Origin of the sequence: Streptomyces sp. NPDC057307, from assembly GCF_042667665.1 — a bacterium.
Taxonomy (GTDB): Bacteria; Actinomycetota; Actinomycetes; order Streptomycetales; family Streptomycetaceae; genus Streptomyces.
Map to the genome: position 1 here is coordinate 1 of NZ_JBHUZM010000080.1, position 21,675 is coordinate 21,675.

At 71.9% G+C, this 21,675-nt stretch carries 20 protein-coding genes and 1 pseudogene; 10 read left to right on the top strand and 11 right to left on the bottom strand.

All coding sequences use genetic code 11. From position 1 onward, the window contains the following. Nucleotides 1–137 precede the first annotated feature (137 nt). Nucleotides 138–965, top strand: a complete 828-nt coding sequence (locus tag ACFUN8_RS24190) for an SGNH/GDSL hydrolase family protein (protein WP_383641276.1) — start codon at nt 138–140, stop codon at nt 963–965. A gap of 1 nt (nt 966) precedes the next feature. On the opposite strand, the gene ACFUN8_RS24195 is transcribed toward ACFUN8_RS24190, so the two are convergent. The 6 genes from ACFUN8_RS24195 to ACFUN8_RS24220 all read right to left on the bottom strand — a co-directional run bounded on the left by ACFUN8_RS24195 (nt 967) and on the right by ACFUN8_RS24220 (nt 7,231). Then, on the bottom strand, nt 967–1,866 hold the full coding sequence (locus ACFUN8_RS24195; RefSeq protein WP_383641278.1) for an STM4011 family radical SAM protein: 900 nt from the start codon (nt 1,864–1,866) through the stop codon (nt 967–969). Nucleotides 1,867–1,873: 7 nt separating this feature from the next. Beyond that, nucleotides 1,874–3,274, bottom strand: coding sequence for an STM4012 family radical SAM protein (locus ACFUN8_RS24200; protein WP_383641280.1), 1,401 nt, complete (start codon nt 3,272–3,274; stop codon nt 1,874–1,876). Next, complete coding sequence (locus tag ACFUN8_RS24205) at nt 3,271–4,083, bottom strand: STM4013/SEN3800 family hydrolase (protein WP_383641348.1); 813 nt, start codon at nt 4,081–4,083, stop codon at nt 3,271–3,273. The genes ACFUN8_RS24200 and ACFUN8_RS24205 overlap by 4 nt, the downstream gene beginning before the upstream one ends. A gap of 100 nt (nt 4,084–4,183) precedes the next feature. Beyond that, the gene (locus ACFUN8_RS24210; protein ID WP_383641283.1) at nt 4,184–5,332 is read right to left on the bottom strand and encodes an STM4014 family protein; all 1,149 of its coding nucleotides are present in this window, start codon (nt 5,330–5,332) and stop codon (nt 4,184–4,186) included. Then, nucleotides 5,313–6,287, bottom strand: coding sequence for an STM4015 family protein (locus ACFUN8_RS24215; RefSeq protein WP_383641286.1), 975 nt, complete (start codon nt 6,285–6,287; stop codon nt 5,313–5,315). The genes ACFUN8_RS24210 and ACFUN8_RS24215 overlap by 20 nt, the downstream gene beginning before the upstream one ends. Beyond that, nucleotides 6,284–7,231 (bottom strand): STM4015 family protein, encoded by a 948-nt coding sequence (locus ACFUN8_RS24220; protein ID WP_383641289.1) that lies wholly within the window; start codon nt 7,229–7,231, stop codon nt 6,284–6,286. The genes ACFUN8_RS24215 and ACFUN8_RS24220 overlap by 4 nt, the downstream gene beginning before the upstream one ends. A 169-nt stretch (nt 7,232–7,400) precedes the next feature. Between ACFUN8_RS24220 and ACFUN8_RS24225 the strand changes: the two genes are divergently transcribed. Both ACFUN8_RS24225 and ACFUN8_RS24230 read left to right on the top strand, forming a co-directional pair. Continuing rightward, on the top strand, nt 7,401–7,730 hold the full coding sequence (locus ACFUN8_RS24225) for a hypothetical protein (protein ID WP_382569447.1): 330 nt from the start codon (nt 7,401–7,403) through the stop codon (nt 7,728–7,730). 151 nt (nt 7,731–7,881) lie between these two features. Continuing rightward, the gene (locus ACFUN8_RS24230) at nt 7,882–8,883 is read left to right on the top strand and encodes a DUF6745 domain-containing protein (RefSeq protein WP_383641292.1); all 1,002 of its coding nucleotides are present in this window, start codon (nt 7,882–7,884) and stop codon (nt 8,881–8,883) included. Nucleotides 8,884–8,945: 62 nt separating this feature from the next. Here ACFUN8_RS24230 and ACFUN8_RS24235 read toward each other — a convergent pair whose 3' ends face one another. From ACFUN8_RS24235 to ACFUN8_RS24245, 3 genes are all read right to left on the bottom strand, one after another. After that, nucleotides 8,946–9,821, bottom strand: coding sequence for a carbohydrate kinase family protein (locus tag ACFUN8_RS24235; RefSeq protein ID WP_383641351.1), 876 nt, complete (start codon nt 9,819–9,821; stop codon nt 8,946–8,948). A 177-nt stretch (nt 9,822–9,998) separates the two neighbouring features. Then, nucleotides 9,999–10,622: a TetR/AcrR family transcriptional regulator gene (locus tag ACFUN8_RS24240; protein ID WP_383641295.1), complete on the bottom strand. Its 624-nt coding sequence runs from the start codon at nt 10,620–10,622 to the stop codon at nt 9,999–10,001. 70 nt (nt 10,623–10,692) lie between these two features. Further along, nucleotides 10,693–11,874: a Glu/Leu/Phe/Val dehydrogenase dimerization domain-containing protein gene (locus ACFUN8_RS24245; protein ID WP_383641297.1), complete on the bottom strand. Its 1,182-nt coding sequence runs from the start codon at nt 11,872–11,874 to the stop codon at nt 10,693–10,695. 310 nt (nt 11,875–12,184) lie between these two features. Between ACFUN8_RS24245 and ACFUN8_RS24250 the strand changes: the two genes are divergently transcribed. Beyond that, on the top strand, nt 12,185–13,453 hold the full coding sequence (locus tag ACFUN8_RS24250; RefSeq protein WP_383641354.1) for an MBL fold metallo-hydrolase: 1,269 nt from the start codon (nt 12,185–12,187) through the stop codon (nt 13,451–13,453). A 69-nt stretch (nt 13,454–13,522) separates the two neighbouring features. Here the strand turns inward: ACFUN8_RS24250 and ACFUN8_RS24255 are convergent, their stop codons facing one another. After that, nucleotides 13,523–14,314 carry a DeoR/GlpR family DNA-binding transcription regulator gene (locus ACFUN8_RS24255; protein WP_383641300.1) on the bottom strand — a complete coding sequence of 264 codons (792 nt, stop codon included), beginning with the start codon at nt 14,312–14,314 and terminating at the stop codon, nt 13,523–13,525. A gap of 137 nt (nt 14,315–14,451) precedes the next feature. Between ACFUN8_RS24255 and ACFUN8_RS24260 the strand changes: the two genes are divergently transcribed. The 6 genes and pseudogenes from ACFUN8_RS24260 to ACFUN8_RS24285 all read left to right on the top strand — a co-directional run bounded on the left by ACFUN8_RS24260 (nt 14,452) and on the right by ACFUN8_RS24285 (nt 19,664). After that, the gene (locus tag ACFUN8_RS24260; RefSeq protein ID WP_383641303.1) at nt 14,452–15,342 is read left to right on the top strand and encodes an SIS domain-containing protein; all 891 of its coding nucleotides are present in this window, start codon (nt 14,452–14,454) and stop codon (nt 15,340–15,342) included. Nucleotides 15,343–15,648: 306 nt separating this feature from the next. Further along, a complete protein-coding gene (locus tag ACFUN8_RS24265; RefSeq protein WP_383641306.1) occupies nt 15,649–17,622 on the top strand; it encodes a sensor histidine kinase in 1,974 nt (657 codons plus the stop codon). Nucleotides 17,623–17,634: 12 nt separating this feature from the next. After that, complete coding sequence (locus ACFUN8_RS24270) at nt 17,635–18,072, top strand: roadblock/LC7 domain-containing protein (protein WP_383641309.1); 438 nt, start codon at nt 17,635–17,637, stop codon at nt 18,070–18,072. A gap of 2 nt (nt 18,073–18,074) precedes the next feature. Continuing rightward, nucleotides 18,075–18,446 (top strand): DUF742 domain-containing protein, encoded by a 372-nt coding sequence (locus ACFUN8_RS24275; protein ID WP_382569462.1) that lies wholly within the window; start codon nt 18,075–18,077, stop codon nt 18,444–18,446. Further along, nucleotides 18,424–19,005: pseudogene (locus ACFUN8_RS24280) on the top strand (ATP/GTP-binding protein); the annotation flags it as partial. The gene ACFUN8_RS24275 and the pseudogene ACFUN8_RS24280, both read left to right, overlap by 23 nt. A 131-nt stretch (nt 19,006–19,136) precedes the next feature. Beyond that, complete coding sequence (locus ACFUN8_RS24285; RefSeq protein ID WP_383641312.1) at nt 19,137–19,664, top strand: GAF domain-containing protein; 528 nt, start codon at nt 19,137–19,139, stop codon at nt 19,662–19,664. Between the two features lie 7 nt (nt 19,665–19,671). Here the strand turns inward: ACFUN8_RS24285 and ACFUN8_RS24290 are convergent, their stop codons facing one another. Beyond that, nucleotides 19,672–21,633: a DUF2264 domain-containing protein gene (locus ACFUN8_RS24290; RefSeq protein ID WP_383641315.1), complete on the bottom strand. Its 1,962-nt coding sequence runs from the start codon at nt 21,631–21,633 to the stop codon at nt 19,672–19,674. Between the last annotated feature and the right edge of the window lie 42 nt (nt 21,634–21,675).

The window sequence follows — 21,675 nt, forward strand, 5'->3', positions numbered from 1 at the left end:
GGCCGGCGCATGTGTGCCGGCCAACGACCTTTCCCGTATTCCGGCTTGAACGAATTTTGACCGGTGGTGTTTCTCACCGGCGTCAACACCTCCTTACGGTCGCGTAGGTCACATACGCGGGTGAATGATGTTCAGCTGTGGCTGACGATTCGAGAGCAGGAACCAGAAGTGTCTTCGGGTCGTACGCCGCCATCGGTGACAGCTTCACCGAAGGCGTCGGCGATCCCGGGCCGGGCGGAATCTATGTCGGCTGGGCGGATCGGCTCGCCGTACTGCTCGCCGACCGGACAGCGGACGGGGCGGCCGTCGCCGACCCCGACCACGGTTCGTTCCGGTACGCCAATCTCGCCGTACGGGGACGGCTGCTCGACCAGATCGTGGCCGAGCAGATCCCGCGCGCCAAGGAACTCGCCCCGGAACTGGTGACGTTCTGCGCCGGCGGCAACGACATCATCCGGCCCGGCAGCGACCCCGACGACGTCGCGGAACGCTTCGAACGGGCACTCGCCGACCTGACGAGCGCCGTCGGCACCGTCATGGTCCCCACCGGTTTCGACACCCGGGGCGTGCCGGTACTGCGCCATCTGCGCGGCAAGATAGCCACGTTCACCGCCCACGTCCGCTCCATCGCCGACCGCTACGACTGCCCGGTCCTGGACCTGTGGTCGCTCAAGTCGGTCCAGGACAGACGCGCCTGGGACGGTGACCGGCTGCATCTGTCACCGGAGGGCCACACCCGCGTGGCCCTGCGCGCCGCCCAGGTCCTCGGCCTCGACGTCCCCGCCGACCCCGACCAGCCGTGGCCGCCGCTGCCTCCGCGCGGCGCACTGGAGGTGCGCCGCGACGACATGCAGTGGGCGCGCGAATATCTGGTCCCCTGGATCGGCCGCCGCCTCCGCGGTGAGTCCTCGGGCGACCACACGGTCGCCAAACGCCCGGACCTGCTGCCGCTCGTGCGGCACTGAGTCACCGACCGGGGCGGTGAAGTGCGGGCGCCGGCAGCGGAATCGGCCCCACGGGCGCGGGCGCGGCCGGTATCCGTTCCAGGACGCCGCCCGCGAAGACGTCGTACAGCGGCAGTGTCTCCAGGTGGACGTAGCCGATGTGGCAGTCGCAGACCGCGAGCGGGCACGCGCGGGGTTCCAGGGCTGCGCGGTACGAGCCGTCGTAGAGGTTGCCCAGCTCCGCCGGGACGAAGTGGCAGCGGCGGACCGTGCCCTCGCCGTCGACCGAGATCACCGATTCGCCCGTGCGGCACGGGAGGCCGGCCGAGCGGTGGGGGTGGCGGCTGTACGGGAACAGAGGGTCGACCGACGTCCAGTCGGCGGCCTCCGCGTCCGAATAGGCCCGTCCCTCCGCCGCGTTGACCCACAGATAGACGTGCTCCGGGAGATCGGCGCGCAGACGGCGGGCCTGGTCGAGATGGTCGGGGAAGCCGACGACGCCGACGCTGAAGCGGATGCCCGCGGAGCCCAGCTCCTGGCACTTGGTGAGGAAGCGGTCGTACGGCGTCTGGCCGGGGTGGTACGTGCACCACAGGGCCAGCTTCGCCGGGTCGGCGGCCTTCAGCCAGTCCGTACGGCAGCTGAGGTTCGTCTGGATGGCGACCCGCGCGACATGGGGGAGATGGGAGAGGTCGGTGAGCGCCCGCCGGTACCAGGACCTGGTGAGGCCCTCGCCCCACGGGGTGAACAGGACCGACAACCGGTCGTCGGTCCGTTCGGCGGCCCACGCCGTGAAACGCGTCAGCGCGGCCCGGTCCGCGCGCAACTGCTCCGTGCTGTCGCGGCGCTTGGCGAACGGGCAGTAAGGACAGTCGTAGTCGCAGGAGGCGAGCGGGCCCCGGTAGAGGATCGTCAGGTCCACGTCTGCCTCACTTCAGTTCGTACGAGGCCATCGCGGCCCGGACGGCGGGGGAGAACAGGGCCGGGCCCAGCGCGTCCGAGTGGGCCAGACCCTCCGGCGAGAGGCGCAGCAGACCGGGCCCGGCGGCCGTGTCGAGCCAGCCGAGGTCGGCGAACCGCTCCAACTCGACGGGGAAGTCGTCGCCGGGGCGGCTGCCGAACCGGGTCCGGTAGTCGTCCACCGCCATGCCCTCGGCCTGGAGCAGCGACTGCAGGAGATGGCGGCGGCGCGCCTCGTCCGCGTCGACCGCGCGGCCCACCTCGGCGCGGGAGAAGTCCTCGGTGGTCGTGTAGGTGTCGATGATGTTCCGGATCTCGCGCATTCCGACCGCGTAGTCGAAGGAGTAGTGCAGGTCCGAGGTGTAGGAGCGCGCGCCGCAGCCGAGGCCGATCATGCCGTCGGTCTGGCACGCGTAGTCGTCGGCCCCTTCGCGCGGCGCGCCGGGGAGGCGGAACATGCGCATCGACACCTGCTCGTAGCCCTGCGCCAGGAGATGGTCCCTGCCCCGCCGGTACAGATCGAGCCGCTGGGCGTCCCAGTCGGCCTCACTGGCGTGCGCGCGCCGCCCGAGCGGGGTCAGCGGCCGGGCGTACAGCGGGTAGAGATACAGCTCCTCGGGCCGCCAGGCGAGCGCCGCGTCGAGCGAGAGCCGCCAGGACCGCGGGGTCTGGCCGTCGATGCCGTAGATGAGGTCGATGTTGAGAACGGGGATCCGCGCGTCCCGGATCCGGCCGAGGGCGGCCTCGACGTCGGAGCGGCGCTGCGGGCGCACCGCCGCCTTGGCCTCCTCCTCGACGAAGCTCTGTACGCCGATGCTCAGCCGGGTGGCTCCTCGGTCGGCCAGCACCGACAGCCGGTCGGCCGTGGCGGTCGACGGCGACGTCTCCACGGAGAGCGGAACGGCCCGCAGATCGGCGCCCATCCGCTTCTCCGCGATGTCGCACAGCCGCTCCAGCTCGCCGGCGGTCAGGAAGGTGGGCGTGCCGCCGCCGAAGGCCGCGGCCGCGAAGCGCACCGCGTCGCCGCCGTCCCCGCCGCCGTCCCCGCTGCCGTCCCCGCTGCCGTCCCCGCTGCCGTCGCCGTGGAGCGCGTCGGCCACTGCGGTCGCCTGCCGGTCCAGCGCGTCCAGATAACGCGTCGTCAGCTCGTCGGGCGCGCCGATCCGGGTGAAGAGGTTGCAGAAGCCGCAGCGGACCTCGCAGAACGGTATGTGCAGATAGAGCGAGAGCGCGTCCTTGCGCTCACCGGCCCACAGCCCACTCAGGCCCGGCCGGTCGGCCAGCGGCCGGTACGCGGTCTTGTGCGGGTACGCGTAGACGTAACTCTCGTACGGGCGCGGGGCGGTGGTCATGGCGGTCGTGTCGGTCATCGGGGTGCCCCTGGGTCCAGGAAGAAATGGGCGTACGGCACGGTCCAGACGGACTCGTGGCCCAGGCGGTGGCCCGTCCAGCCGTCGTCTCCGTAGGCCGTGCCGTGGTCGGAACAGACGATCGTGAAGCAGCGGCGCCGGCTGCTCGCCGCGGCGAACAGTCGGCCTATGTGCCGGTCGACGTATTCGAGCGCGGCGGCGTGCGTCTGCCGCGAGTCACCCGCCTCACGGGTGGCGCCGGGCAGATGGAACCAGTTCGGCTGGTGCAGCGACGGCACATTGACGAAGAGGAACAGCCGCTGCCCGGCGGGCAGTTCGGCCACGATCCGCTCCGCGCGGGCCACCTGCGACTCGAACGATGTCGGTGACGCGACGCCGAACTCCGGCTCCCAGTGGCTCTCCTGGAACATCCCCGGCAGTACGGAACCGAGCGCGCCCCGCTTGTTGAAGAAGCCGACACCCCCGATGCACACCGTCCGGTACCCGGCGTCCGCGAGACCCGACACGAGGTCGGGCGTGTCGAAGACGAACGTCCTGCCGGCCGTCGACTCGCTTCCCTCGAACCGGGCCGCGAACAGCCGCGGATGCGGGCCGGGCGCGGCGGGGGTCGGCAGGAACCCGGCGAACATCGCCTGGTGCGAGGCATAGGTGAAGCTGCCGGGTGCGTGCCGCTCCTCCCAGCGCCCGCCGGGGAGATGACGGGCGAGATTCGGCAGCCGGCCCGCCGCGGCCAGCTCGACGGCCACGTCGTACCGCAGGGTGTCGAGGGTGACCAGCAACAGGTCGTCGTGGCCCACGACACGACTCATGTCGGGCAGCCCCGCACCCGCCGTCCCGGCACCCGGGGTCTCGGCACCCGGCACATCAGCATCCCTGACCCCGGCACCCGGGACACCGGAGCCCGTGATCTCAGAGGCGTGCACGGTGCTCCCCTCCCACGCGCGCCCGCAGAGCCGCGAGCTGCGCCCCGTAGGTGTCCAGCCCCTCCGCGCCGCTGCCCGGCAGTCCGGTGAGACCGGGCAGCAGATCACCGAAGGCATTGACCTCGCCGACGGCGAAGCGGCGCCAGCCGGTCGACGGCAGCAGGTCCACCCCCACGCAGTGCGTGCCGGGGAAGCAGGCCGCGGCCCACTCGCAGATCTCCAGGGCGGCGCCCCAGCTCGCGCCGCCGCCCGCCGCTTCGGTCGCCGCCCGCACCGCGTTCAGATCACCGCGTGCCCCGCCGAGATGCAGATTGGTCATGGGCGACGAACTGGTCCGTACGACGGCGTGCGTCGCCCGCCCCGCGACGACCACCACCCGCAGGTCGGCCGCCCGGCCGTGCTGCGTGGCCTTCGGCAGCCACCGCTCGACATGGAGCCCGTCCGGGGCCAGCGCGTCGACGATCGCCGCCACCTCGGACTCGGTGGTCAGCCGCCGTACCCGCAGCGAGTTGAACAGCCGTCCCGCCGCGTCGCGTTCGACCGAGGTCGTCGCCCGCACCCGACCGGGACCCGCGGTCTCGACCGCCAGCACCCCGGAGGCCGACGAGCCATGAGCGATCTTGACGAACGCCCGCCGCATGCCGGGACCGTTCATCAGGGCCCGTACGTCGTCCCAGCCACGCACCGGCGGGGCACCGGGCCCCGAGGTGGGCGACGGCGGTACGGGTACGGAGGCCAGGTCCAGCACCCCGTGGCACAGCCGCTTGTCGAACAGCACCGCCAACTCGTCCGGGTCGTCCAGGAGCTGAGCCCCCGCCTTCCGTACGGCGCGGCCCAACTCCCGTACGGCGGAGGTGAACCGCTCGTACCAGACGGCCGTGCCCTCGACCCGCGTCGGATCGTCCGCACCACGCAGCAGCCGCTCCACCGCCGCGTCCTCGCCCGGTGACTCGACCCGTACCACCTCGCCGGGCCGGAACTCGGCACGCCCGCCCAGCACATCGAGCCAGGCCACCTCACGGGCCGGCGGCAGGCCCGCCGCCGCGACCGCGTCCTGGAACAGCCGGACCCGGCGGTTGGCGGGATTGCCGACGACCGCCAGGCGCGGCTCGCCGCTACTCGGAGACGGCGACATAACGCCACTCGTCGTCTTCGTCGATGTCGTCGGCCGGCTCCAGCTTCACCCGCACACCGTGCGGCTCCAGAGCCTCCCGGATCCGCCCGGTCCAGGCCGGTGACATGAAGTGGTGGTCCAGGTCCAGCTCTTCGAGATGGGTGAGCGGCTGGCCGGCGAGGAGCGCTTCGGCCCCCTCGTCGCCGAGCGTGCCCATGGACAGCGTCAGTGACGCGAGCCCGGCCACGACCGGCGCCGAGGCCACGGCGGCGACGATCTCGTCCTGGATCTCGCTGTTCTGGAGCCCCAGATGGCGCAGCCGCGGGAATCGGCCGCCGTCGAGGAAGGGCGCCAGATCGGCGACGGTGGCGCTGCCGCCGTACTCCTGGACGCCCAGCCACAGCTCCAGACGCTCCAGCGCGGGCAGCTCGCTCGCGCCGACGGCGCGGACGACGGAGCCCGGCAGCCCGCCCGATTCGAGACGCAGCGCGCGCAGATGCCCGTGCTTCACCGGGCGCAGTCGCAGATCACCGTTCTCGTACGTGTCGCCGCAGCCCTGCGCGCCGAACTCCTCAAGCAGGGGGAACGCCTCGATGGCCGGGGTGATGTCGGTCATCCTCAGCCAGGAGATCTCGCACCGCTCGCCGTCCACGTCCGCCAGGAACAGGCCGCGCAGGGCGGGGAACCTCGCCGCGTCGGCGATGATCAGCTCCATGGCGGGTCCCAGCCCCGAGTAGTCACCGGTCCACCACGGACCGATGACCAGCGCACGCACGCGCTCGGTGTCCACGACGTCGGTGAACCGCTGCCACACCTTGGCGAAAGTCCACTTCTCGTCATACCCGCAGTCGAGCCGCCAGGCGACGGCGTCAGGCTCGGGCAGCGCCCCCGGCGCCGGGACCTCGTCGAGGGGGAGAGTGAAGAAGGGCAGTCCGCAGAGCTGCTCGTAGGGGTTGATCTCGTCCGCGTCGCTCATTCCGCCACCGCCGTGAAACGCGAGTTGTCGTCCCTCGCGGACTCGCACTCCGAGAGATCCACGACCACACCGGCGGGCTCCAGCGTCGCGCGGATCCGCTCCCGCATCGGCTCGCTCAGATAGTGGTGGTGCAGATCGAGCTTTTTGAGATGGGTGAGCGGCTGACCGCCGAGCAGCGCCTCGGCGCCCTCGTCGCCGAGGGTGCCCATCGACAGGTCGAGGGTCTCCAGCCGCGCCACGACCGGCGCTCCCGCCAGCGCCGCCGCGATGTCGTCCTGGATCTCGCTGTTGCGCAGCGCCAGTGACCTCAGGGCGGGCAGCCGCGCCCCGGTGAGGAAGGGATCCAGGTCCGCCACGATCGTGTTCGCGCCGTACCAGGACACGCCCAGCCAGATGTCCAGATGCTCAAGCGCGGGCAGTTCGGCCACGCCGATGTTCCGCACGACGTCGGCGTCCAGACCGCCGGTCTCGACGGTCAGCGACCGGAGCCCCTCGTGCTTGACGCCGGTCATGTTCAGATCCTGGCCGCCGCGCACCCCGAACGAGCGCAGCTGCGGGAGGCCGTTGATCAGCGGCGCCATGGCCGTCTGGTTGATCCACGAGATCTCGCACTCCTCGTAGGTGATGTCACCCACGAACAGCGCCCTGAGAGAGGGGAATTGATCCCTCGCCGCGACGATGGCCTCGATCACCTTGTCGGGTGAGGTCTCGTAGGCGTCGCTCCAGGAGCCGACTATCAGCGCGCGGACCTCGGTGGTGTCGACGGCCTTGACGAAGCGGGCGAACGCCGACTCCCACTCCTCCTCGCTGTCGTACGCCGGGACGCTCACGCGCCAGGCCACCGACCCGGCGTCGGGGAACTTCGCCTTCCCTTCGGCCTCGGCGTCGGGGAAGTCGAACGCGGGCAGGCCGTCCAACTCCTGCATGTTGTTCGAAACGGTCATGGCGAGTGCTCCAGACACCGGGCGTCGGCGTTGATCGGCTTGTTGCTGAGAGAAGTTGTAACAGGCCCCACTGACAAGCCCGGTTCGGGGGCGGAGGCCGTTGTCAGACCCACCGTCTAGCGTCGTTCACAGGTCGGCGCACTCGGCGCCGCCGGTCGAGGGGAGAGCCATGTACCGGCAGGGAGACGTGCTCATCGTGCCCGTCGCGGACGAGAGTGTGCCGTCCGGGATCGCGGAGGCGCGCAGCGAGCCGAGGGACGCGCGGGGCCGCCTCGTCCTGGCACTCGGTGAGGTCACGGGACACGCCCACGCGGTGACGGGCCCCGGCCTGCTCGTCCGGGAGACGGGCGGCGAGTTCGGGCCGATGCTGCTGCATCTGCCGGAGGGCGGCCGGGTGGTGCACGAGGAGCACGCGGCGATCCCGCTGCCCAAGGGGTGGTTTCGCGTGGTGCGCCAGCGCGAGTACCTGCCGGGTGCGGTGCGTGTCGTCGCCGACTGAGCGGCGGCGACGGCGGCGGCGGCGACCGACGGCGGGTCGGGGCAGTTCGCGGTAGACGGCAGTACGTAGTGGACGGCAGTACGTGGTGCACGGCGGTTCGCGGTGCACAGCGGTACACGGGACAGTGACGACAGGGGACGGGGCTTCAGACATGCAGCATGTGGACAAGTGGCGGGGCGTCGCGGCGGCGACAGGGGCGGCCGACCGGCCGGCGGCCGAGGCGGGCATACGGCTCGCCTACCGCACGGCCGGACTGACCGAGCCGGCGCGGATCATCTGGGCGGACTCCCCGCTCGCCGGACTCGCCGCCGTCCGGTCCCTCACGGATCAGGGCAGATCGGTCCGTGAGGAGGTCCGTACCAAGCCGTGGGCGGAGGAACGGCGGCGTATCCACGACGAGTTGGGCCCGGCGGGCTGGGCCGAGTGGTGGAGTGCCACCGGCGCCCGGCTCTGGGACACCACCCGCGCGCTCGCCGAGCGGATCCGCTCCGGCATCACCGAGACACTCGGCACGGAGGCGGCCGACCTCGCCGCGACACGTCAGTTGCTGCTCGACGCGGTCCTCGGTCAGCACGACGCCGCCTGGCTCGCCGCCTTCGACGGCCGCGGCGACCGGCTCACGGGACTCGCCGAGGTGGCGGCGCACGCCGGCTGGTGGTGGCCGTACGAGAACGTGACGGTGGTCTGCGAACGCCCCGTGGAGCTGCACCGTGACGAGGCCGGACGCCTCGACCGCGGTGACGGCCCGGCCCTCGCCTACCCGGACGGCTTCGCGCTGTACGCGTGGCGCGGCATGCCCGTCCCGGCCGACTTCCTCGCCGAACTCAGCACGCTCGACCCGGCGCGGATCCGCGCCGAGGAGAACGCCGAACTGCGTCGCGTGATGCTGGAGCACTACGGCTACGACCGCTATCTCACCGAGTCCGACGCCAAGCCGATGGGCAAGGACGAGACCGGCATCCTCTGGCGGATAGCGCTCGAAGGCGACGAGGACGTCGTGATGGTCGAGGTCGTCAACTCCACCCCCGAACCCGACGGCACGAGCCGCACCTACTGGCTGCGGGTGCCGCCGGGGACTCGTACCGCCAAGGAGGGCGTGGCCTGGACGTTCGGCCTGGGCGCCGACGAGTACGAACCGATGAGGCAGACCTGACCCGCTGAGATTCCGGGCCTGTCCTCGACCGTCGATCGTCCGGACAGGCCATGAATCACCGCTCAGCGGGACAGCAGCGCGTCGGCTCCGATCAGTGACGAGCTGCCCTCCACCGTGCAGGCGTAGGCGCCCGCGACCGCGCCGAGGCGCGCGCAGTCGTCCAGATCCCGCCCGGCCAGCCGCCCGTACAGGAAACCGGAGACGTACGCGTCGCCCGCGCCGTTGGAGTCCACCACCGGTGCGGGTGGGACGGTCGCCGGGATCGGCCGGGGCGTACGGCTGCCCTCACGGGTCAGCAGATACGAGCCTCCGGCCCCCGCCGTGGCCACCACCGCCTGCGCCCTGCCCTCGCGCAGGATCTCCCGCATCACCGGCGCTATCCGCTCGCTCGCGCCGGCGGCGCTGAGGAAGACCAGGTCCGCGCGGTAGGCGAAGTCCCGGTGGTAGGCGTTCACCCCGTCCCAGTCGTGCAGATCGGTCGAGACCGGGACGCCCTGCTCGATGATGTCGTCGAACAGATGCCGGGTGAAGTTCGTGATCGACACATGGACATGGCGGGCCCGCTTCAGGTGCGGCAGGTAGAACTCGCGCGGCATCCGCAGGTCTTCCGGATCCCGCGCGTCGTGGAAGGACATCCTGCGCCCGGTCTTCTCGACGAGATTGACCGCGCGACGCGTGCCCGCGGGCGAGATCATCCCTTCGAAGTCCACACCGCCCTTGGCGAGATGCTCGCGGACCTGGCCGCCCGTCCAGTCGTCACCGATGAAGTCGAGGAATTTGACGTTCAGTCCGAGGGCCTGACAGCCCAGGGCCACATTGCCGCCGGTCTGTCCCGGCCATTCGCGGATCGGCCCGACACCGATCGAGTCGGCGAGCGGTACGGGGAGGGAGTCGACACGGACCACGGTGTCGACGCCGCTGCCGCCGAGGACGAGCACGTCATGGCTCGGTTCGCCTTCCGGACCGGCCCCCGGCCCATCGCGATCGACGTCCGGATGTTCGGTCTGCTGCTGAGCCACAGTCTCCACCTTCGTGCCGGATTCCGGATGTCCGCCTCAGTATGGCCGTGACGGCGCCGGCCCGAGGCGGGTGTCCATCACCCGGCGGAGGAGCGGTCAGAACGGGCCCTCGGCGCCCAACGCCGCTCTGTCCACGCCCAGTTCCCGCGCCAGCGCCTCGTCCGACCACTCCAGCAGGGTGGCGCGGGTCAGCGATCCCGCGTACGACGTCATCTGCACCGCGAGACCGTCCAGCAGCGCCGTCAGCCGCCAGGCCGTCGCGACCGGGTCGGGGCAGCGGAACTCACCGGCGTCCACGCCCTCGGTGATGACGGCCGTGAGCGCGGCCTTCCACTGCTGGTCGAGTTCGCTGGCCACCTCGTGGAGCGCCGGCTCGCGCGGCGCCGCCGCCCAGCCCTCGATCCACAGCCGCCACCCCTTTGCCTCGCCGGTCGGCGCGTACCAGCGGGTCGCGGCGTGCAGCCGGGACAGCGCGCTGGTACGGCGCCCGAGCAACTCCCGCAATTGCGCCAGATCTTCCTCGGCGGCGTGCCGGAAGGCGGCGGCGAGAAGCTTCTCCTTCGTGGAGAAGTGGTACAGCACCAGGGCGTTGCTCACCCCGAGGACGGCGGCGACGTCGGCGATGCGCACGGCGGCCACCCCCCGTGCCTGGATCTGCTCGACGGCGGCGCGCAGCAGGTCCTCGCGCCGCTCCTCCACACTCAGCCGTACTCTCGCCACAACTGAACCCTAACCCCAGCCGGTTGACACCAACCGCGAGCCTGTACACCGGCGACCACGTACCCGCCGGTCAGCGGTAGTGCCCGAACCGCTCGGCGATCAGGGGCAGTCGGTCGGCGGCGATGGCGTGCGCGGCGGCTCTCGGAGTCGTACGCCCGGCCTCCGCGCGTTCCAGCATCAGCTCCGTCAGCGCGCGCATGGCGCGCCGCGTGTGGGCGAACGCCTCGTCCGCGTCGGGGCCGATGTCGCCGAAGAGGGTCCACCACCACCAGGCGTTCGTGGCCGAGTTGACGACGACGTCCGGCAGCACCGTGATCCCGCGCGCGGCCAGCAGCTCCTCCGCGTCGGCCAGGACAGGCATGTTCGCCGCCTCGACGATCCAACGGGCCGTGACACGCGCCTGGTTGGCGGCGTCGATCGCGTACGAGACGGCGGCGGGCACCAGGATCTCGGCGTCCGCCGACAGCCAGGCGTCGCCGGGCAGTTCACGGTCGCAAGGGCGCAGCACCGCGCGGTCCACCATCCCGAACGCGTCACGCGCGGCGAGTAGTGACTCGACGTCCAGGCCCTCCGGACAGGCGATGGTCCCCTTGACGTCCGCGACAGCCACCACCACGAGTCCGGCCCGGACGAGGAATCGCGCCGTCGCCCCGCCCATGGTCCCCAGCCCCTGCACCGCGACCCGTGTCCCCGCGTACGGCACCCCCGCCCGGTCGAGCGCGGTGAGCGCGGACTCGGCCACTCCGCAGCCGCCGGCCAGTTCGTCCAGGCCGATGCCGTCGACGTCCACGGCGAAGGCGTCGGCGAGCCGCCGCCGCGCGGCCGTCTCGTCGTCGAGGAGGGGGTGGATCGCCTGGACGGTCGAGACGAGGCCCGCCTCGGCGGCGGCGCGGTCGACCAGGTCCTGGCTCAGCCCCAGGTCCTCGCCCGTGGTCCAGACGGTCTCGATGTACGGCCGTACGGCACGCAGGTAGCGGACGAGGATGCCGTACGCCGCCGGGTCCCGGGGATCGCAGTCGATACCGCCCTTGGCACCGCCGAGCGGGATGTAGCGCGCCGCCGGGTCGTCGTTGTAGTGCAGGGCCTCTTTCATGGTCATGCCGCGGGCCAGCCCGGTCACCTCGTCCAGCGAGCAGCCGTCGCGCATCCGCAGTCCGCCGCTGGACACCCCGCGCACCAGCCGGTCCACGACCAGGTACCCCTCGCGGCCGGTCACATGGTCGCTCCAGGTCAGCGATATCAAGGGGGACAAGGGTGCCTCCGGGGGCCGTAACCGAATCCGTAACTGAATGGAGGGTCAGTGTCGGGAGCGGGACGCGCGGCTGTCAAAGAGATCAACGGGTGGCTGTCGAGGGCCGTCCGCATGGCCGGATCTCGCCCGTCGGTGGCCGGGCGCGGGAATCCGGGAGATCGTCCGCACGTTGCACGAAGGTGCCACGGACGGCGCACCGGCGTGGCACCCCGGTCATGGAAACGGCTCATAATGTGATGAACCCGAACCTTCAGGAGATGCAGTGAACGGCGCCGGCACCCCACCCTCACTCCGCTCCCGGCTGCGCGCGATGCGGTCCGAAGCCTTCGGGGCCGACTCGGCAGGCCAGCGCCTGGAGCGGATCCACAACTCCCCGAACTTCGCCGACGGTGTGTTCCAGAATCCCGAGGGCACCGCCAGAATCAGACCCTCCGGCTCCATGCTGGAGCTGTCGAAGGTCTACCTCAGCAAGGAAGGGCGCGCCCGGCGGGCGCCCGCCACTCCCATCCCCGTCCACCAGGACACCCTGGCGGACCTCGCCGTACCGCCCGCCTCCGGGCTGCGGCTGACCTGGATGGGCCACTCCAGCGTCCTCGCCGAGATCGACGGCCGGCGCGTGCTCTTCGACCCGGTCTGGGGCGAGCGCTGCTCCCCCTTCTCCTTCGCCGGACCGAAGCGGCTGCACCCCGTGCCCGTCTCGCTCGCCGCACTCGGGCCGGTCGACGTCGTCGTCATCTCGCACGACCACTACGACCACCTCGATCTGCCGACGATCAAGGGCCTCGCCTCCACCAACACCGTCTTCGCCGTGCCGCTCGGCGTCGGCGCGCACCTGGAGCGCTGGGGCGTGCCCGCCGCCCGACTGCGCGAACTGGACTGGAACGAGACGGCGGAGGTCGCGGGCATCTCGTTCACCGCGACACCCGCGCGGCACTTCTGCGGCCGTGGCCTGCGCAACCAGCAGCACACCCTCTGGGCGTCCTGGGCCGTCGCGGGACCCGAGCACCGGATCTACCACAGCGGTGACACCGGCTACTTCACCGGCTTCCAGGACATCGGCGCCGCGCACGGCCCGTTCGACGCCACGATGATCCAGATCGGCGCCTACAGCGAATACTGGCCGGACATCCACATGACCCCGGCCGAGGGCCTCCGGGCGCACCTCGACCTCCAGCAGGGCAGCCCGTCCGGTGTGATGCTGCCGATCCACTGGGGCACGTTCAACCTGGCCCCGCACCCGTGGGCCGAGCCCGGCGAGGGCACGGTCACCGCGGCGGCGGAGGCGGGCGTACGGATCGCGCTGCCGCGGCCGGGCGAGTCCTACGAGCCGACGCTGACCGACAGCATCCCCGGCGCCCCGTGGTGGCGTTCCGTCGCCGTCGCACCGGTCGGTGGCTGGCCGGAGGCGGTGCCGGCGGGGGAGACGGCGTCCGTCTCGGCGACGGCCACGGCCACGGCGACGTCTTCGGCCTCCGGCGCGGAGCCGGGCAAGGCGGACCAGGCGCCGGGCACTGGCGGCACGACCGGCCCCGGTGCGGGCTCGGCCGGGACCGCACCCTCCGCGCAGAGCGCGCCGTAACACCAGGTCCGTGAGGTTCGCCGGGTCTTTCGGGCTCGGCGGGTCTTCCCGGCCCGGCGGGCCGGGCGCTCAGACCTGGACCACCGTCACGCCGCGATCCTCGAACAGCTTGGCCTGTTCGGGGGCGCCGGTGTCGGTGATGAGGGTGTCGATGGCGTCCGTCGGACAGATCCGGGCGAACGCCGGTGTGCCCAGCTTCGAGCTGTCCGCCACCACCACGAGCCTGCGCGCCCGTGCCGCGAGAAGCGCGTTGATGCTCGCCTCGTGCTCGCTGTGCGCACTCGCCCCCGCCTCCGCGTCGACGGCGTCGGCGCCGACGAAGGCGAGGTCCAGGCTCACCTCGCCCAGGATGTGCCGGGCCAGCGGCCCCACCAGCTCGTACGACTGAGGCATGGCCACCCCGCCCGTGGTCACGATCTTGATGTGCGGGCGCACGGCCAGCTCATGGGCGATGTTCAGCGCGTTCGTCACCAGGGTCACGGCGGGCTCGCCGCCCCGGTGCGGCAGGCCGGCCAGGTCGGCCCGCGTGGCGACGGCCCGCGCGACCTCGGCCGTCGTCGTACCGCCGTTGAGCCCGATCACCATGCCCCGGTCCACCAGCGCGGCGGCGGCGCGGCCGATGCGCTGCTTCTCCGCCGACCGCCCCACCGACTTGTAGCGCGGCGGCAGTCCGTACGACACGGAGTGCGCCACCGCCCCGCCCCGGGTCCGGGTGAGCAACTGCTGCTCGGCGAGATGGTCGAGATCCCTGCGTACGGTCGCCGCCGACACGGACAGCTCGGCGGCGACGTCGTCGACGTCCAGCCGGCCCCGCTCGGCGAGCAGTTCGAGCAGGGTGTTGTGCCGTTCGTACCGGTCCACTGCATCTCCTTCGTCACGCCTCGGATCATTCAAGCACCTCCACGCCTGGAAGAGTTTGCTTGAAGGTGCTCGAAAAGCTGCTCTAGCATGCATGAACAAGCATTCCTGGCAGTAGAGATCGAGAGTGGAGAGCCGACGTGACGTTTGTCCAGACGGAACTGGCCAGTCAGCCCGCGAGCTGGAGCCGGGCGGCGGAGCTGGCCGAGGGCCTGCGCGGCTCGGGCCGACTGCCCGAGGCCGGTGAGCGCACGGCCGTCGTCGGCTGTGGCACCTCGTACTACATGGCGCAGGCGTACGCCGCGCTGAGGGAAGGCGCCGGGCAGGGCGAGACCGACGCCTTCGCCGCCTCCGAGTTCCCGGCGGGCCGCCGCTACGACCGCGTCGTGGCGCTGACCCGGTCGGGCACCACCTCCGAGGTCCTGCGACTGCTGGCCGCCGCCCGCGGTACGGCCCGTACGACCGCGATCACCGCCGACCCGGAGACGCCGATCCGCTCGGCCGCCGACGACCTGGTCGTCCTCGACTTCGCGGACGAGCGGTCCGTCGTGCAGACCCGGTTCGCCACCACGGCGCTCACCCTCCTCCGCGCCCACCTCGGGCTGCACACCGCGTCGGTGGTCGCCGACGGGGAGCGGGCCGTGACGGAGCCGCTGCCCGAAGGGGTCACCGACTGCTCGCAGTTCACCTTCCTCGGGCAGGGCTGGACCGTCGGGCTCGCCAACGAGGGCGCGCTCAAGATGCGGGAGGCGGCGCTCGCCTGGACGGAGTCGTACCCCGCCATGGAGTACCGGCACGGCCCCATCAGCATCACCACCGAGGGCACGGCGACCTGGCTGCTCGGGCCCGCGCCCGACGGGCTCGCCGAGCAGGTCGGCGCGACCGGCGGGCTGTGGGTGGCCGGTGAACTCGACCCGCTGGCCGAGCTGGTACGGATCCAGCGCCTCGCGCTCGCGCTCGCCGACGCGCGCGGTCTCGACCCGGACCGGCCGCGCCATCTCAGCCGTTCGGTGATCCTCGCCGGGGAGTAGCCGCGACCCCCGTCGTAGGGGGGTGTGAGGCGAGGGCGTGAGGCGGACGAGGGCCGGAGACGTGGGCAACCGCTCCGGCCCTCAAGGTGATTGCACTGTTTCGGACTGTTGTGCGATGACTCATACCAGAGCGGGATGCTCTGTGGGCAACTTCGGCAACTGCCCGCCACAACTGACTATTCGCCAACTACCGTGAGTGCTCGGTGATCAACGCTGGGCTTCCTACGCATGTCCGCCTGCCGCCACACACCGACGACACCGCCGCAGAACACCTGAGGCCTGGGGCCCCACGTACCGAGGACGCTGATGTCTCAACTTCGCGCACCCACCGCGCGACCCGATCGCCGAGAAGGCGGCCGGCACGGCCGGCCGGGCACCCGCGCGCCCTCGGCCAAGGCGTCGCCCGCCAAGGGCCCGCCCGCACCCGGGCCCGACGCGCCGACGCCGCCCGAAGCCCGGATACGCCCCCAACTCCTGCGCGCCGCCGTGCTGCCGACCGTCATAGCCACGCTCAGCGGCCTGCTCGCCCTGCTCGTCACCATCCGCTCCGGCGGGGTACGGCCGACCCCCGAGATCTGGGCGGCCGTCGTCGGTACGGTGCTCGTCGGCGTCGTCGCGGCCACCGCCGCCGCCGTCGGGGCCGATCGCGCCTCCAAATCCGTGATCGACCGCAGCAACGCGCTCCGGCGGTCGAGCGCCCGCGCCCAGGCCGACCTGCGCGGCGTCGTGGAACAGCTCCGCCGCGGCGAGGGCCCCCCGCCACGCCGCGCGCCCGTGGCGCACGCCCCCGTCGGAGACGAACTCGACCTGCTCGCCCAGGAACTGGGACGGTCCCAGGAACACGCGGTCGCCGCCGTCGTCCAGGCGTCCCGGCTGTCGAGCAGTGTCGGCAACGAACAGAAGGTCGAGGTCTTCGTCAACCTCGCCCGCAGACTCCAGTCACTCGTCCACCGGGAGATCCAGCTCCTCGACGAGCTGGAGAACAAGGTCGAGGATCCGGATCTGCTGAAAGGTCTCTTCCAGGTCGACCATCTCGCCACCCGCATCCGCAGGCACGCAGAGAACCTCGCCGTACTCGGCGGGGCCATCTCGCGCCGTCAGTGGAGCCGGCCGGTCACCCTGACCGAAGTGCTGCGCTCCGCCATCGCCGAGGTGGAGCAGTACCCGCGCGTCAAACTCGTGCCGCCCATCAACGGCACCCTGCGCGGCCACGCCGTCGCCGACGTCGTCCACCTGCTGGCCGAACTGGTCGAGAACGCCACGCTGTTCTCCGCGCCGCACACCCAAGTCCTGCTCCGGGCCCAGCAGGTCACCTCCGGGCTGGCCATCGAGGTCGAGGACCGCGGGCTCGGCATGCCCGCCGACGAGCAGAAGCGGATGAACGCGCTGCTCGCCGACCCCGACCAGGTCAACGTCGCCCACCTCCTCCAGGACGGCCGGATCGGGCTGTTCGTGGTGTCGGCCCTCGCCCGCCGGCACGGCATCGCCGTCCGGCTGCACGCCAACATCTACGGCGGGATCCAGGCCGTACTGGTGCTGCCGCGGGCGCTGTTGGGCGCCGAGGACGGCGAAGACCCGCAGCCGGCCGGGCAGGCGGACCAGGCAGGGCCGGCCGGTCAGACCACTCCGGGACCGCCCCTCACGGGCCCCGCGCCCGTACCCCTCCCCGTCCAGGAGGCGGTCCCGCCGCCGGCGCCGCCACCTGTACCTGTGCAGGTGTACGAGGCGGAGCCCGGCCCCGTAACGGAAGAGACCCGGCAGCCGTATCCCCAGCAGCCCCGAGGGCAACGCTCGCACCGGCGGACCTCCGGACGCCGGCCGCTGCCCGTACGCGGCGAGCGCGCCGCGCGTACCAGCTCGATCTCGCGGCCCCGGCCGCCCGAGCCGGAACAACCCCCGCAGCCGGACGGCCCGCTCCGGCCCGAGTTCCTGCCCCAGTTCCTTCCGGTGCCGGACCCGTCCTCGGACCACTCCGTACCCGGCGTCGTGCGCGGCACCATGGACCGGCCCCAACTGCCCAGGCGCCGCAGCCAGGAGCACCTCGTCCCCCAACTGCGGGACGCCCCCGCCCCGCCGGGCGACGAGGAACCGGTTCTTCACGATCCCGGTCTGATGGCCGCCTTCCAGCGCGGCATCGGCCTCGCCGAGGCCCAGCCCGCCAGGGATCCCGGGCCCGATCCCACCCCATCCCCAGCCGCAGTCCCAGCTCCCGCCCCCATTCCCGCGCCCGTGACGGACCTGCCGGATCAGCGACGCCAAGACCGGGACAACCCCCACTAGGAGTAGATCACCATGGCGAGCGATGCGCCGACAGGCCACGTCTCCGACCTCGACTGGCTGCTCAGCGGCCTGGTTCAACGGGTGCCGTACACCCGCAGCGCGGTACTCCTCTCCTCCGACGGACTCGTCAGATCCGTCCATGGCCTCGACCCCGACAGCGCCGACCACATGGCCGCTCTGGCCTCCGGCCTCTATTCGCTCGGGCGCAGCGCCGGCGCGCGCTTCGGCGACACCAGCGAGGTCCGCCAGGTGGTGGTCGAGCTGGACTCCACCCTGCTCTTCGTCTCCACGGCGGGCTCCGGCACCTGCCTGGCCGTGCTGGCCGGCCGCGAGGCGGACGCCGCCGTCCTCGGCTACGAGATGGCGATGCTGGTCAAGAGCGTCAGGCCCTACCTGGCGACGCCGGTCAGGCAGGCGGCCGGCACCGCATCGAGCGTCACGGGGCCGTGAACGTGACGGTTCCGACGGACGGGCCGTGGCTGGACGACGCCGCGGGCCGGCTCATCCGCCCGTACACGGTCAGCGGCGGTCGTACCCGTCCGACGGCGGAGCTGGATCTGATGTCGCTGGTCATGGCCACGGGCGCCGCGAGCCAGATGTATTTCGGCCCGGAGCACAGCGAGGCGCTCGGCCTCTGCCAGGGGCCGACGTCGGTGGCGGAGATCGCCGGGCATCTGCGGCTGCCCGCCGTCGTCACGAAGATTCTGCTCTCCGACCTGATGGACAGCGGCGCGGTCACCGTGCGGCCACCGCACAACTTCGACAATCCCAGCGACTGTTCCCTTCTGGAGGCAGTACTCGATGGTCTACGACGACAGCTCTGACTCCTTCCCCGCCCCCTTTCCCACCGCGCTCAAGGTCCTGGTGGCCGGTGGCTTCGGGGTGGGCAAGACGACATTCGTGGGATCGGTCAGCGAGATCGCGCCGCTGAGCACCGAGGAACTGCTGACGCAGGTCGGGGCGGAGACGGACGACCTGACCGGCGTCGAGCTGAAGACCTCGACCACCGTTGCCATGGACTTCGGCCGGATAACTCTCGACGAGCGCCACGTCCTCTATCTCTTCGGCACTCCCGGCCAGGAACGCTTCTGGTTCATGTGGGACGAACTCTGCCGGGGCGCCCTCGGCGCGATCGTCCTCGCCGACACGCGGCGGCTGGAGAACTCCTTCTCCGCCGTGGACTTCTTCGAGCAGCGCGGCATCGGATTCATCGTCGCGGTCAACGAGTTCGACGGCAGCTTCCGTTACGACCCGGAGGAGGTACGGGCGGCGATCGACCTCCGGCCGGAGGTGCCCGTCGTGATATGCGACGCGCGCATCGCCAGCTCCGGGATCCAGACGCTGGTCACCCTCGTCCAGCACCTGCTCACCGCCGTTCCGGCCGGCGGTGTCGCCGAAGCCGCCGCCGAGGCCGCTGTGAACGGCGCGGCCGAGGCCGTCGTGGACAGCGCGGTCGGTATCGCCGTCGACAACGCCGTCGCGAGCGGTGTCGGCCCGGACGACGGGGTCGTGTGATGCGGTACGACCCCATCGGCCGGCTGCTTCTCACCCCCGTGGACCGGGACGCGCCCGACCGGGTACGGCGGCTGCGTCTGCTCGGGCTCGGCGAATGGCCCGAGCCCGCCTTCGACGCGTTCGCGCTGCATCTCGCCCAACTCGCGGGCACGCCGTACTCGATGGTCAACTTCGTTGACGAGGAACGGCAGTTCTACGCCGGGCTGCACACCCCGGCCCCAGAGACGGGCCGCTTCAGGGACCGGGACCACGGCTACTGCCCCCATGTGGTGGTACGGCGCAAGGCACTTGTCCTTGAGGACGTACGCGACTTCCCGCGCTTCGCCGGCAACGCCATGGTCGACGAGACCGGCCTGCGTTCCTATCTGGGTGTGCCGCTCATCGACCGCACCGGTATCGCGCTCGGCACCGTGTGCGTCGTCGACACCCAGCCACGGCAGTGGGGGAGAGCCGGGCTGGAGACCGTCAAGTCGCTGGCGGCTGAGCTGTCCGAGCAGCTGCACCGGAGGGAGGGCGGCACCATCTGACCCGGCGTCAATTCTTCTGCACGCGCACGGTCTCGCCGTCGGCGAAGGTCAACAGCACCGCTTCGTCCGCCACTTGTACGCGTACGGCGTCGCGCAGCTCCCGCGGGTCCGGCGCCGCCGACGGGTCCCCGACGAGCGCGATCAGCGTCACCAGGACGTGCACCCCGCCCGGATGGCTCTCCAGCCGCAGGCAGGGCGTCGCCGAGTGCGTGCCGTAGGCGTTGGCACCCACCCGCCGGACGACCGTCCCCTCATGCCCGGCGTCCCAGCCGTGCAGCCCCACCACCACGCTGGACAGCCCCGCCGCCGTACGAGCCAGCGCCCAGCCGGGGCCGGAGCCGGTCACCGGCGCATCGGCGGCGGCCACCGTATGACCACCCTCGCGGACCGGGCAGCCCGCCGGAGCGGCGACGCGGTGCACCCGGATCTCCCACGCGCCGTGCAGCACACTGGTCGTACCGATCCGGAACGGCCCTTCCTCGCCCGGCAGTTCGGCCTCGTACCAGGACGACGCGGTACGCCCCTCGCACCGCTCCGGATGGATCCGGCGCCGCTTGCTGGGCGTGCCGTCGGGCGCGAGCAGCGCGAGATGGTTGCCGAGCCGGTCGGCCCACGCCTCGTCGGCCGTGTCGGGCGCGGTCGCCGACGAGTAGCCGAACGTGGCGTAGTGCGGGTCGTCCTCGCCCGCCGCCCGGCCCCACGACCCGGGGTCCTGACGGTCACTGCCGTGATTCACCAGCCGTACGATCCCGTCGCGCCGGGTGCCGTGCAGTAGCCAGCCCGGCGCGGGCAGCGCGGTGTACTGGTCCGACTCCTCTACGGGCAGGGGCAGTTCGGGCTCCGTCCAGACGGGGTGGTCGGCGGGCAGCAGTAGACCGACGAACGCCTTGCTCGCCCAGTACGGCGACGCGGGACCCGAGTAGAGCTGAGTGACCGGGAGGAACTCGTCGTACCAGCCGAGGGTGAGCAGCCCGCGCTCGTCGGGTGCCCCGCGCTCCACGAAATGCCGCACGGCGCCCGACGCGAGCCGGCGGGTGAGTCCCGGTGCGAGCGGGGTGCAGTCGGCCAGCGCCCCCATCCACACCGGCGTGGCGGCGGCGAAGCGGTATGTGAGCGAACGCCCCTGGTGGACCGGGCCGCCGTCGGCCCCGAAGAAGTGGGGATAGCTGGTGAGGAAGCGGTTCAGCCGCCGCCGGTAGATCTCGGTGCGCCCGCCGTCGTCACCGGACGCCCCTCCCACCATCCGCGACCAGAGCAGCGGATAAAGATGCATCGCCCAGCCGATGTAGTAGTCGAACTTCCGGCCGTCGCCGTCCGTGTACCAGCCGTCGCCGACGTACCAGTCCTCGATCCGGTCCAGTCCGTTCTCGATGTCCGAGCGGCTGTGCGGTGCGCCGACCGAGGCGAGGAACTGCTCCGAGACGACCTGGAACAGCCGCCAGTTGTTGTCGTGCGTACGGCGGCCCACGAAGCCCCCGAGCCAGTCCGCGATCCGCTCCCGCACACGGGTGTCCAGCCGGTCCCAGATCCACGGGCGCGTCTCGTGCAGGCCGATCGCGATCGAGGCGGCCTCCACCATCGGCTGCGAACGGTTGGCCAGCCGGGGCCACGCCTCCCCGCTGCCGGGATCCGTACCGGCGACGAGCCCGGCCGTGTACCGCTCGATCAACGCCTCGTCCACCTGCCCGCGCGCGCCCGCGATCCGGAAGGCGGCGAGCAGGAAGGACCGGGCGAACCCCTCCAGCCCGTCGGAGAGTTCACCCGACTTGCTGGTCCTGCCGGGCAGCCGGTACTGCGCGCGGCCCGGCGAGGCGTACGGGACGAGCGCGTCGAGCAGTTGGTCGGCGACCGACTCCCAGTGGGCACGGGACCAGCCGGTACGCGGGGAAAGGGCGGCGTCGGCGGGCGGCAGGATCAGCCGCGACCGCGACCCCGCGGGAGGAAAGGTGAAGGAAGGGGAATCGGACATGTCTGCGCTGCTCCTCGTTCTGCGGTCGTCGCTCGCTCCGTG

Bases quoted from the DNA above. Each gene is read 5' to 3' on its own strand.
- ACFUN8_RS24205 (WP_383641348.1), bottom strand. From the start codon at position 4,083: ATGAGTCGTGTCGTGGGCCACGACGACCTGTTGCTGGTCACCCTCGAC.
- ACFUN8_RS24210 (WP_383641283.1), bottom strand. From the start codon at position 5,332: ATGTCGCCGTCTCCGAGTAGCGGCGAGCCGCGCCTGGCGGTCGTCGGC.
- ACFUN8_RS24220 (WP_383641289.1), bottom strand. From the start codon at position 7,231: ATGACCGTTTCGAACAACATGCAGGAGTTGGACGGCCTGCCCGCGTTC.
- ACFUN8_RS24270 (WP_383641309.1), top strand. From the start codon at position 17,635: ATGGCGAGCGATGCGCCGACAGGCCACGTCTCCGACCTCGACTGGCTG.
- ACFUN8_RS24200 (WP_383641280.1), bottom strand. From the start codon at position 3,274: ATGACCGACACGACCGCCATGACCACCGCCCCGCGCCCGTACGAGAGT.
- ACFUN8_RS24285 (WP_383641312.1), top strand. From the start codon at position 19,137: ATGCGGTACGACCCCATCGGCCGGCTGCTTCTCACCCCCGTGGACCGG.
- ACFUN8_RS24225 (WP_382569447.1), top strand. From the start codon at position 7,401: ATGTACCGGCAGGGAGACGTGCTCATCGTGCCCGTCGCGGACGAGAGT.
- ACFUN8_RS24250 (WP_383641354.1), top strand. From the start codon at position 12,185: ATGCGGTCCGAAGCCTTCGGGGCCGACTCGGCAGGCCAGCGCCTGGAG.
- ACFUN8_RS24215 (WP_383641286.1), bottom strand. From the start codon at position 6,287: ATGAGCGACGCGGACGAGATCAACCCCTACGAGCAGCTCTGCGGACTG.
- ACFUN8_RS24265 (WP_383641306.1), top strand. From the start codon at position 15,649: ATGTCTCAACTTCGCGCACCCACCGCGCGACCCGATCGCCGAGAAGGC.
- ACFUN8_RS24290 (WP_383641315.1), bottom strand. From the start codon at position 21,633: ATGTCCGATTCCCCTTCCTTCACCTTTCCTCCCGCGGGGTCGCGGTCG.
- ACFUN8_RS24230 (WP_383641292.1), top strand. From the start codon at position 7,882: ATGCAGCATGTGGACAAGTGGCGGGGCGTCGCGGCGGCGACAGGGGCG.